Source organism: Alcanivorax sp. 24, assembly GCF_004360225.1.
GTDB lineage: Bacteria > Pseudomonadota > Gammaproteobacteria > Pseudomonadales > Alcanivoracaceae > Alloalcanivorax > Alloalcanivorax xiamenensis.
In genome coordinates this window covers 1-11,035 of the sequence record NZ_SNUA01000029.1, presented here as the reverse complement: position 1 = coordinate 11,035, position 11,035 = coordinate 1, and the positions used below count along the sequence as shown (strand labels likewise).

Below are 11,035 nucleotides of genomic sequence, written 5' to 3'. Positions count from 1 at the left end.
AAGAAAACCCAGGCCTTGGTCATACTCGCCCGCAAACTCGCTCGTATCGCCTTTGCCCTGATGAAGCACAAAACCCTCTATCAATCGGAGGGCCAAATCGCTTGATCTCCAACATAGAATCTCCCACGGCGGCTTCGTAGCTCCTGCTGTGGGAAGATGTCCGGGCGGCGCTCCGCTTGGCGGCGAATCGGCGTTATTGCGTGTAAGCAGACTGTTTCGCAGCTGCCCGACAGTCGTACTCCGCTGCCCTTGATGGAGGGTAATCCGATCCCGATTGTCGCCTCACTCACTCCACCTGCAACAACCGGTCCGGCCCCAGTTCCACCGGGGCCAGATCGCCGGGTAACCGCCATTGGCCGGCATGCCGTTCCGCCGGCTTGTGGTCCACCTCCGGCAGGTTGGTCAGATCACGCACCGCGTCCCGATACAGGTCGGTGCGGTAGCATTGCGCGGCGAAAGTGCTTTTCTCCTCGATGCGGCCTTGCCGCCATCGCTGCATCTCCCCAAGCAGAAACTCCGCGTCCGAACGCCACGGGAAATTGGCTTGATAGGCGGAAAACACGTGAAAATGATGATGCGGGAACGGCTGGCCGGTGAGCCCGCCGGGCAAGCGCTGGGAAAACGGCGCGCCGATCACTTCCGCCGGCAGGCCCAGCCAGGCCGGATGCGCCAGCCACTCCAGACACGCCTGCAGATGTTCATCGGCATGGGTCGCCGCCCGATACAGGGCGCGCAGAAGAGCACGATGGGTATCCGGATGGGCCGCCGCCCACTCACGGGTCACCGCCAGCACTTTTTCCGGCGCGTTTTCCCAGATCTGGTAGCCGGACAGAAGGCAATGTCCGGCGCCGGTAAGCGCCGCCAGACTGTTCCAGGGTTCGCCCACACAGAAACCGTCGATGTGACCGAGCCGTAAATGATCCACCATTTGCGACGGCGGCAGCACCACCAGTTTGACGTCGTGGTCCGGATCGAGCCCCGCCACCGCCAGCCAGTGGCGCAGCTGATAAGCGTGGCAGGAAAAAGGAAACACCACCGCCAGTACCAGCGGCGCGTCACCGGCGCTGGCACGGGCCGCCACCAGCTTGTTCAGCGCCGCCGCCATGTCCTGGGGCGAAGGCCCGGATGCCAACGCGCACAGACCGTGATACAGCATCGGCGACACGGTCACGCCATTACCGTTGACGCCCATGGAGAAGGCGGTGGCCAACGGCTTCTTGATGCAACCCAAGCCGAGGGAGGTGCCCAGTAACATGGGAGCCAGCATCGGCGCCGCGTTCACCTGCCCCACCAGCAAACGGTCGCGCAAGCTGGCCCAGCTCCATTCCGGTTGCAGTTCCACGTCCAGACCTTCGTCGGCGAAATAACCGGCTTGCTGGGCCACCACCAACGGCAGGCTGTCGGTGAGCGGCATATAGCCGATGCGGAGTTTCATGGCGCTTGCTCCGCAAGTGCCGCCAGACGCCGGACGCTGGATGCCGGACGCTCTGAACGCGCCGCCTCTTCCCTACATAGGAATACTGGCAACGGCCAGACTCCGATCGAACTGTATCGCACTTCAAACAAAGTCATTCTCCTTGTGGGCCTGCGATTTTCGTGGCCGGCGTCAAGCGTCCAGCGTCCGGCGCCTTTCATCACCCCTGGGCTTTCAACAAATCGGCGTAATCCAGCACCGAACGGGCAACCTGTATCAGCGGTTGCCCGGTATTCATGGCCTGACGGCGCAGCATGGCGTAGGCGTCCTGTTCATTGAGGCGACGCCGTTGCATCAACAAACCCTTGGCGCGCTCGATCAGCTTGCGTTCCTCCAGCGCCTCACGAGTCCGTTCCAGTTCTTCTCTCAAGGCCTGATATTCACGGAAGCGAGCGGTGGCCACGCGCATCACGCTGCGCACCCGGGACAGATCGGTCTCCCCCGCCACGTAGGCACTGACCCCGGCGCGCAACGCGGCGACAATCAGCGCCTCATCGTCCTGGCCACAGAACATGACGATCGGGCGTGGCATATCGCGTTGCACCAACGCCATGCTCTCCAGAGTGTCCCGGTCCGGTGCGTTCATATCGACGATCACCATGTCGGGATTGCAGGCCATCACCTTTTGAGACAGACCGGCGGCGCTGGTGAGCCGGCACAGAATGACATGGCCCTCGTCTTCCAGCGCCCGCTCAAGCATGGCCGCCCGTGGCGGCTGGTCATCCACCAGCATGATCTTCAATGGCATCGGCTCGTCGGCATCCCTGGTTGGTGTAAAGCCCATGGTCAGGCGCGGCTTTCCTCGTCTTCCTCAGGGAAGCAACCGCTATGCCAAAGACCATCAGCGCCGGTTTCCGTGGTCGGCCCCACGCCGAGGCGGGCGCCATGCACCATTGCGGTGCACGATCCGCTCATCCTCTGCCCCGTGGTGGCGCATCGGTGCCGGTGAGACAGGAGGGCGCGGGCTCTTGCCGGCCGGACAGCGGCGTCACCTTGCGCTGCTTCTCATACAAGAAGCGCAGCACTTTTTGCCGGCAGCGGTGGTAGCCAGGATCGTCGGCCAGCGCCACCCGGTCGCGGGGCCTCGGTAATGTCACCGGCAGCACTTCGCCAATGGTGGCGGACGGGCCATTGCTCATCATCATGATGCGATCGGACAACAACACCGCCTCGTCCACATCATGGGTAATCATGATCACGGTGGTGCCCAGTTGCGCGTGAATGGCCATCAGCGAATCCTGCAGATGGGCGCGGGTGAGCGCGTCCAGTGCTCCGAAGGGTTCATCCATGAGCAACACACGCGGCTGCATCGCCAATGCCCGGGCAATGCCCACCCGCTGCTTCATGCCACCGGAAATCTCCCGCGGCGTCTTGTCCATGGCATGCCCCATGTGCACCAGCTCCAGGTTATGCGCCACCCAGTCACGCATTTCCTTTTTGCTCTTTTGTTTTCGGAACACCTGCCGCACCGCCAGTTCCACGTTTTCGAAGGCCGTCAGCCACGGCAGCAGCGAGTGATTCTGGAATACCACCGCCCGCTCCGGGCCGGGCTCGCTGACTTCCCGGCGGTCCAGAATCACACCGCCGTCGGTGGCACGCAGCAGCCCGGCGACAATATTCAGCACGGTGGATTTGCCACAGCCGGAGTGCCCGATCAGCGACACGAATTCGCCGGCGGCGATTTTCAGATTCACGTCCTTCAGAGCCTCGAAACGCCCCGTTGGTGTATCGAAGGCCATGCCCACGTTGGACAATTCCAATAACGCTGTCATACCTCCCCCTAACGCCGCGCGGCGCTCTTGTCCCAAACCAGAAATCGCTGCAACGCCAGCATCAGCCGGTCCAGTAGAAAGCCGATCAGACCGATCACCAGCACCGCCACCATGATGCGGCCCAGGGACTGGGAACTGCCGTTCTGGAATTCATCCCAGACGAATTTTCCCAACCCTGGGTTCTGCGCCAGCATTTCCGCCGCGATCAGCACCATCCAGGCCACCCCGAGGCTCAAACGCAGGCCGGTGAACATCATCGGCAACGCCGAAGGCAACACGATGCGCCGAACATGCTCGAAGGCGTTGAGGCGCAAGACCCGTGACACGTTGATCAGATCACTGCTCACCGAGGTCACCCCCACCGCGGTGTTCAACAAGGTGGGCCACAGACAGCAGAGCGTGACGGTGAACATGGAGTTGAGAAACGACTTGGCGATCCACGGATCGCCGCTGGTATAAACCGCGCTGACCACCATGGTCACCAACGGCAACCAGGCCAGTGGCGACACCGGTTTGAAAATCTGGATCAACGGATTCACCGCCGCGTGCAGGCCGGCACTCAGCCCGACCACGATCCCCAACGGTATCGCCAGCGCCGAGGCCAGCAGAAAACCGCTCATCACGGTAATCAGGCTGGTGCCGATCTGGTCGAAAAAGGTGGGCGCGCCGGTGTAGTCCCGACGCACCGGTTGCCAATCGGGCTGCTGCGCCAGGCGTGTCTCGATGTATTTCTCCTGACGCTCATGGAAAGCCACCTCCCGCTGACGCGCTTCACGATGCTCCTGATAGAGCGCCTGGGTCTGCTCCCAGACGGTGGCGGGGCCGGGGAATTGTCCCAGCGAGGTTTGAATATTCCGCGCCGCCCAATGCCACAGCAGTAAAAACAACAGGATTCCCAGCAACGGCCAGACCAGTTGCCGCAGGACGGCTTGCTGTTGCGCTGGCCCGGCCTTGCCGCGCATCAGATCGCGACAGGACGCCAGCCAGTCCGGCAGTGTCATTGTTACCATGAAGCCTCCTCGCCGCTCAGAGACGGTCGCCTTCTTTCAAGCCGATGGAGAATTGGTCCAGATAGGTATTCGGGTGACGGCCGTCATAGGTAATGCCGTCGATGAACTCGCTTTGCGGCGGTTTGAAACCGTCCTCGCTGTCAAAGTCGGGAAAGTCATCCGCGCTCATCTTGCCTTCTTCGATCAGTGCCTCGGCGGCGGCGACGTAGACATCGGGCCGATACACTTTGCGCGCGGTTTCCAGATACCAACTGTCCGGTTTGCTTTCGCTGATCTGCCCCCAGCGGCGCATTTGCGTCAAATACCAGATGGCATCGGAGTAGTACGGGTAGGTGGCGTTATGGCGGAAGAATACGTTGAAATCCGGCACCGGCCGGGCGTCGCCTTTCTCATACTCGAAGGTGCCGGTCATGGAATTGGCGATCACCTCCTCGTCGGCGCCGACGTAGTTGGGACGAGCCAGGATTTTCACCGCCTCGGCACGATTGGCGTTATCGTTTTCGTCCAGCCATTTGGCGGCGCGAATCAGCGCCTTGACCACGCGGATATGGGTGTTGGGGTAGTGATCCGCCCACGCCTTGCTGACACCGAACACCTTTTCCGGATTGTTTTTCCAGATTTCGTAGTCGGTGATCACCGGCACGCCGATGCCCTTGAACACCGCTTGCTGGTTCCAGGGCTCGCCCACGCAATACCCGTGAATGGTGCCCGCCTCCAGGGTCGCCGGCATTTGCGGCGGTGGCGTTACCGACAGCAACACATCCGCCTGCAACTGGCCGCTGGTATCGCCTTTGTGCGGCGCATAGAAGCCGGGATTCAATCCGCCCGCGGCAAGCCAGTAACGCAACTCGTAGTTGTGTGTGGACACGGGAAATACCATGCCCATGCGGAACGCCTTGCCTTCCTTGCGGTAGGCTTCCACCACCGGTTTCAGAGTGTCCGCCTTGATCGGATGCACCGGTTTGCCGTCCCGCTCCGGAATCGACGCCTTCATCGCCCGCCAGACCTCATTTGAAACGGTAATACCGTTACCGTTCAGATCCATGCTGAACGCGGTGATGATATGAGCCTGGGTGCCATAACCAATAGTGGCGCCCAAGGGCTGTCCGGCCAGCATATGGGCGCCGTCCAGCTGCCCGTCGATGACCCGGTCCAGCAGCACTTTCCAGTTGGCCTGGGCTTCCAGCGTCACGAACAGCCCTTCTTCCTCGAAGTAGCCTTTCTCGTAGGCCACCGCCAGTGGCGCCATGTCGGTCAATTTTATGAAGCCGAATTTCAGTTCCGCCTTCTCCGGCCAGCCCACGGTCTCGGCCAGGGCCGGCATCGCCACCAGCCCCATCAGCATCGCCAGCCGGCGGCACCACCGTTGAATTCCCATCATGCGTCACACCCCTTCCGTACTTCGAATTGCCCGACCTTAAAAATGGACGGTGGCCATAAAAAAAGCGCCCGAGAACGATCGGCGGATACCACCGAACGTTCTTGAGCGCCTTTGCTCGTGATCGCGCCACCGCCATTGGTGGCACTCTCACTGGTTTGTCATTCCGGGCTAGACAGGAGCAAACCCTGTGCCAAAAGGGAAAAACCTTTCAGCTCAGCCAGTTAGCAGGGCAAGGGGGAAAAACCGGAGAACACGGACGTAACCAAAACAGGGAAGACGCACCAATTCGGCGCCGATTCGGCGTGCCGATTCAGGGCAGGATTCTCCGACAGGCTGGGCCCGAAGCCGATTCGCGGGCTTTGGAGACATAAACTTGCCACGGTATTCGCTGCCAAGGCAGCTTCCCACAGCGGCTCCGTAATCCCCCTCTGTGGGAAGCTGCCTTGGCAGCGAAGAGGCCTGCCGGTATCAGCGCGTCACATCGAAACGCAGAACGCCAATCACCTGCCCTCTGCCGGTCCGCACTTCCACTCGCCAGCGGCCTTCGGCGTGATCCGGGAAATGCCGTTTGTGGGACCAGGTGCGATAGCCTTCCTGGCGGCCGCCGGTGAGTTCCAGGCCGATCCGGTCCACCAGTTGGCCATCGTGGTACCAGTAATGATCGACCGGCTGCCCCAGTCCCAGCGGGGCGCGGATCGCGGTATAGGCGAACAGCCCACCGCTCAGCTCGGAGGCATCGAAGCGGGTACCGGTCACCAGCGGTTCGCGGCGCTCGCGATTGAGCGTCAACGCCATGGTCCGGTGTTCCAATGACAGGGTCAGAGGCGGCACCAGCCGGGCTCCCCACAGCGGGACGCTGGCGATCACCACCGAGAACAACACCAGTGCCACCCAGCGATACACCGGGCGCGGCCCACCCACGCGCCAGAAGCTGGGCAGCGCGACCAGGGCGGTGAGAATGGCGGCACCGTCCAGGGCCAGGTTGGTGGGCACCTTGACGATCAGAGGCAATAACACCAGCAACGCCACGAACAGTGCCCAGGCGTGGTAGCCAAAATACAGCGCCCGGTGCGCCGCCAGCCGGAAATACAGGGGATCGACGATACTGACCAGCGCGCTGGTCACCACCAGCCCCGTGAACAGCACATAGGCGGCGCCACCGGACCATTGCAGCAGAATGAACGGCAGCGTGAAGAAGAAGGCTTCCTGGTGCACCCCCTGGAGCATCAGTTTCAACGCCCCTTGGGACAGCTTCTGCATGGCCGGGCCGCGTAAAAACCGCGACCACAGCCCCTCGGTGAGCAGCGCCAGCCAGGTGGTGACCAGGATCACCGTCAGCACCGTGGCCAGCCAGGGTTTGCGTTCCACCAGGAAATAACTGCTCAGACCGAGCAGAAAGCTGCCCACCGCCCACAGGTAGCGCAAGCGGTGAAAGCGGCGTATCAGGGCGTCAAGCCACGTGGAGTTCATCATCACCCGGAGTGGTTATAGGGGGCTCCAGGATACCGATAGCGGTGTCAGCCCACCATGTTCAACAGCACACCGGCGGCCACCGCCGAACCGATCACGCCGGCCACATTGGGGCCCATGGCGTGCATAAGCAGGTGATTGTGCGGATTGGACTCCAGCCCCACCCGGTTGGCCACCCGCGCCGCCATCGGCACCGCGGAAACCCCGGCGGCGCCAATGATCGGGTTCACCGGCACCTTGCCGACGGCGTTCATCAACCGGGCCATCAATACACCGGAGGCGGTACCGATGACGAAGGCCGCCAGCCCCAGCAACAGGATGCCCAGGGTTTCCAGCACCAGGAAGCTCTCGGCGCTGAGTTTGGCGCCCACCGCCAGTCCCAGCAGGATAGTGACCGTATTGATCAAAGCGTTGCTGGTGGTGTCCACCAGACGGCTGACCACGCCGGCCTCGCGCATCAGGTTGCCGAAGCAGAACATGCCCAGCAGCGGTGCCGCGTCCGGCAACAACAGGGCCACCAGGATCAGCAGCAGCACCGGGAACAGTATTTTTTCCAGGCGGCCCACCGGGCGCAGCTGCTCCATGCGGATTTCCCGCTCCTTGCGGGTGGTGAGCAGACGGATCACCGGTGGCTGGATCAGCGGCACCAGGGCCATATAGGAATAGGCGGCCACGGCAATGGCGCCAAGCAGATCCGGTGCCAGGCGGGCGGTGACGTAGATACTGGTGGGGCCGTCGGCGCCACCGATAATACCGATACTGGCGGCATCGGCGAGAGAAAAGTCCATGCCCACCGCGTTCAGCGCCAAGGCGCCGAGCAGCGCGGCGAATATGCCGAACTGGGCGGCGGCGCCAAGCAACAAGGTGCGCGGATTGGCCAGCAGCGGGCCGAAATCGGTCATCGCTCCGACGCCCATGAAAATCAGCAGCGGGAACACACCGGTGGTGAGCCCCACGGTGTAGATCAGGTACAGCAGGCCATCGTTGAAGTTGGCGTCGGTGGCCAGACTGTGCAACTGCGACTGCAACGCCGGTGCCGCATCGTGATAAGCCCGCATCAGGGCCTTCACGCCCGTCGCCGGGTCGACACCAAGAGCGGAAGCCATCTGTGCCAGCAAGGCACCGTCGCCGAAGTGCAGCGCCTGGCTCACCGCCGACTCCGCCAGGCCCGCCACCGGAATGTTGGCGAGAATACCGCCAAAGCCGATCGGCACCAGCAACAGCGGTTCAAAATTCTTGCGGATGGCCAGGTACAGCAACACCAGACCGACCGCGATCATCACCGCCTGGCCCCAGGTCAGGTGATACAAACCGGTGCTGTGCCAGAGACTGAGCAACGCATCCATGGATCAGTCTCCTATCACCAGCAGAACGTCGCCCACCGCCACCGCGTCGCCGCTTTTGACGCGGACCTCCCGGACCGTGCCGGCGCGGTGGGCGGACACATCGGTCTCCATTTTCATCGCTTCCAGCACCAGCACTTTCCGCCCCGGTTCGACCTTGTCGCCGGGTTTGACCAGCACCTCGAAGATGTTACCGGCCAGCGGGGCATTCAGTGGTTCTCCGGCGCCACCGACCTGGGAGGCCGATGCGGCGGCCGGCGCCTGGACACCATTCTCGGACAACGGTCGGATGCCCTCGACATCACCGCCATCCGCCACCGACACCACATAGCTCTGCCCTTCCACGGTAACGGTATAGACCCCCTCGCCTTTGCCATCGCCGTCTTCTTCCGGCGCCGGTTCAAAGGCCGCCGCATTGCCACGGTTGGCCAGAAATTTGAGCCCCACCTGAGGAAACAGCGCATAGGTAAGCACATCGTCCAGACGCTGCTCGCCCTGTGCCAGCGAGACATTCTGCTGCCGCGCGTTGTCTTCCAGTTCCTGCTGCAACCGCGCCAGTTCGGGTTCCAGCAGATCCGCCGGGCGGCAGGTCACCGGCTCGTCGCCTTCCAGCGCCCGCGTCTGCAATTCGGCGTTGAACGCCGCCGGCGCCAGACCGTATTCGCCGCGCAGCACACCACGGGTTTCCTTACTCAAGGCCTTGTAGCGCTCGCCGGCAAGCACGTTCAGCACTGCCTGGGTGCCGACAATCTGCGACGTGGGGGTCACCAGCGGAATGTAGCCCAGGTCCTTGCGCACCCGCGGGATTTCTTCCAACACCTCATCGAAGCGCTCCTCCGCGTTCTGCTCACGCAGTTGGCTTTCCATATTGGTGAGCATGCCGCCGGGCACCTGTGCCACCAGAATGCGTGAGTCGACACCACGCAGGCTGCCTTCGAAGCGGGCGTACTTGAGCCGCACCTGGCGAAAATAAGCGGCGATGTCTTCCAGACGCTTCAGATCCAGTCCGGTATCCCGTTCCGTTCCCTGCAGCATCGCCACCACCGTTTCGGTGGGGCTGTGTCCGTAGGTCATCGACATGGAGGAAATCGCGGTATCGACGTTGTCGATGCCGGCTTCCGCCGCCTTCAGCGCGGTGGCGGTGGACAGTCCGGTGGTGGCATGACAATGCAGGTGTACCGGTATGGACAAGTCCGCCTTGAGACGCTTCACCAACTCATAGGCGATATTGGGGGTCAATAACCCCGCCATATCCTTGATCGCCACCGAATCAGCGCCCATGGCTTCGATCCGTTTGCCCTGCTCCACCCACACCTCCAGGGTGTGCACCGGGCTGACCGTGTAAGCGATGGTGCCCTGGGCATGCCCGCCCTGCTTGATCACCGCCGCCACCGCGCGCTCGATATTGCGCATGTCGTTCATGGCGTCAAAGATACGGAACACGTCCACGCCGTTTTTCACCGCGCGCTCGACAAAGGCGTCCACCACGTCATCGCCGTAGTGGCGGTAACCAAGCAGATTCTGCCCGCGCAACAGCATTTGCTGTGGCGTGTTCGGCATGGCCTTTTTCAGTTCCCGAATGCGTTCCCAGGGATCTTCCCCAAGGTAACGGATGCAGGCGTCGAACGTGGCGCCACCCCAGGATTCCATGGACCAATAACCGATCTGGTCAAGCTTCTCGGCGATGGGCAGCATGTCATCCAGACGCAGGCGCGTGGCCAGCAGGGACTGATGGGCATCGCGCAGGACGACATCGGTGATGCGCAGGGGTTGGGTCGCGGTCATGGGAGGTTCCGATCGGCTCAGGGGCGGGTAGCCCGATGTTGTCGAATGGCGGCCTGAATCGCGGCCAGAACTTGCGGAGACGGTTGTTCGGCGGAGGAAGCCGGGTTGTCCGTAGCGGCGGGTGGCGCCGTGGCAGCCGGCGCGAATCGGTTAATCAGCGCGGCCATGGTCACCATCACACCCACCAGAATCAGCAGGAAGGTCATCACCACTCCCATACCGAGCAGCATCAACTCCAGACCCTGGGACAGTAATGCGGTCATCAGGCGCTCCCCCTGTAGGATTCAGCGTCGGGCCTTGGCGGCCTCGCGATATTGGGCCTTGGCGGCCTCGTGATATTGGGCCTTGGCGGCCTCGTGATATTTCAGCCGCCTTTTGGGCAGCAAAAGCCATCTCTTGTGCGGCGCAATGTAGCGGCATTGTCGACAACAGGCAAGATGGCGGATTGGACGATTTTTTCAGCTCAGGGCCGGAAGCGCCGTGTTAACAGGGTTTCGAGGCATTCAGGAGAAAAGTGCTTCACTGCGTATATTGGGAAGTTGTCGACATTCAGGAACGAATGCCGATTCGCGGCGGTACCGTTGTTGCGGTATCACGATCCGTGGACCACGGTGATTCCGCAATTCGCTGACACCTCAAGCCGCCGGCCCCGCAGACATGCATTCAGGGATTGCCACGAAGCCGCTGTGGGAGATTCTATGTTGGAGATCAAGCGATTTGGCCCTCCGATTGATAGAGGGTTTTGTGCTTCATCAGGGCAAAGGCGATACGAGCGAGTTTGCGGGCGAGTATGACCAAGG

Annotated in this window: 9 protein-coding genes; all 9 read right to left on the bottom strand. The window is 62.1% G+C overall.

Annotated elements, in window-relative coordinates:
- Positions 1-286: 286 nt before the first annotated feature.
- Positions 287-1,435 carry a CmpA/NrtA family ABC transporter substrate-binding protein gene (locus E0L37_RS20975; protein ID WP_133493590.1) on the bottom strand — a complete coding sequence of 383 codons (1,149 nt, stop codon included), beginning with the start codon at positions 1,433-1,435 and terminating at the stop codon, positions 287-289.
- Positions 1,436-1,634: 199 nt separating this feature from the next.
- Positions 1,635-2,258: an ANTAR domain-containing response regulator gene (locus E0L37_RS20970; protein WP_166643115.1), complete on the bottom strand. Its 624-nt coding sequence runs from the start codon at positions 2,256-2,258 to the stop codon at positions 1,635-1,637.
- Between the two features lie 127 nt (positions 2,259-2,385).
- Positions 2,386-3,246 carry an ABC transporter ATP-binding protein gene (locus E0L37_RS20965; protein ID WP_133493589.1) on the bottom strand — a complete coding sequence of 287 codons (861 nt, stop codon included), beginning with the start codon at positions 3,244-3,246 and terminating at the stop codon, positions 2,386-2,388.
- A gap of 8 nt (positions 3,247-3,254) precedes the next feature.
- Positions 3,255-4,256, bottom strand: coding sequence for an ABC transporter permease (locus E0L37_RS20960; protein ID WP_133493588.1), 1,002 nt, complete (start codon positions 4,254-4,256; stop codon positions 3,255-3,257).
- 16 nt (positions 4,257-4,272) lie between these two features.
- Positions 4,273-5,601 carry a CmpA/NrtA family ABC transporter substrate-binding protein gene (locus tag E0L37_RS20955; protein WP_370450657.1) on the bottom strand — a complete coding sequence of 443 codons (1,329 nt, stop codon included), beginning with the start codon at positions 5,599-5,601 and terminating at the stop codon, positions 4,273-4,275.
- Positions 5,602-6,105: 504 nt separating this feature from the next.
- A complete protein-coding gene (locus tag E0L37_RS20950; RefSeq protein ID WP_240687530.1) occupies positions 6,106-7,110 on the bottom strand; it encodes a DUF5924 family protein in 1,005 nt (334 codons plus the stop codon).
- A gap of 44 nt (positions 7,111-7,154) precedes the next feature.
- Positions 7,155-8,453, bottom strand: coding sequence for a sodium ion-translocating decarboxylase subunit beta (locus E0L37_RS20945; RefSeq protein ID WP_133493586.1), 1,299 nt, complete (start codon positions 8,451-8,453; stop codon positions 7,155-7,157).
- A gap of 3 nt (positions 8,454-8,456) precedes the next feature.
- On the bottom strand, positions 8,457-10,235 hold the full coding sequence (oadA, locus tag E0L37_RS20940; RefSeq protein WP_133493585.1) for a sodium-extruding oxaloacetate decarboxylase subunit alpha: 1,779 nt from the start codon (positions 10,233-10,235) through the stop codon (positions 8,457-8,459).
- 17 nt (positions 10,236-10,252) lie between these two features.
- Positions 10,253-10,498, bottom strand: coding sequence for an OadG family protein (locus E0L37_RS20935; RefSeq protein WP_133493584.1), 246 nt, complete (start codon positions 10,496-10,498; stop codon positions 10,253-10,255).
- Positions 10,499-11,035: the final 537 nt, after the last annotated feature.

What these genes read in the sequence shown, in the direction of transcription:
- E0L37_RS20935 (WP_133493584.1), bottom strand. Translation starts at nt 10,498, where the DNA reads ATGACCGCATTACTGTCCCAGGGTCTGGAGTTGATGCTGCTCGGTATG.
- E0L37_RS20950 (WP_240687530.1), bottom strand. Translation starts at nt 7,110, where the DNA reads ATGATGAACTCCACGTGGCTTGACGCCCTGATACGCCGCTTTCACCGC.
- E0L37_RS20945 (WP_133493586.1), bottom strand. Translation starts at nt 8,453, where the DNA reads ATGGATGCGTTGCTCAGTCTCTGGCACAGCACCGGTTTGTATCACCTG.
- oadA (WP_133493585.1), bottom strand. Translation starts at nt 10,235, where the DNA reads ATGACCGCGACCCAACCCCTGCGCATCACCGATGTCGTCCTGCGCGAT.
- E0L37_RS20955 (WP_370450657.1), bottom strand. Translation starts at nt 5,601, where the DNA reads ATGCTGATGGGGCTGGTGGCGATGCCGGCCCTGGCCGAGACCGTGGGC.
- E0L37_RS20970 (WP_166643115.1), bottom strand. Translation starts at nt 2,258, where the DNA reads ATGGGCTTTACACCAACCAGGGATGCCGACGAGCCGATGCCATTGAAG.
- E0L37_RS20965 (WP_133493589.1), bottom strand. Translation starts at nt 3,246, where the DNA reads ATGACAGCGTTATTGGAATTGTCCAACGTGGGCATGGCCTTCGATACA.
- E0L37_RS20960 (WP_133493588.1), bottom strand. Translation starts at nt 4,256, where the DNA reads ATGGTAACAATGACACTGCCGGACTGGCTGGCGTCCTGTCGCGATCTG.
- E0L37_RS20975 (WP_133493590.1), bottom strand. Translation starts at nt 1,435, where the DNA reads ATGAAACTCCGCATCGGCTATATGCCGCTCACCGACAGCCTGCCGTTG.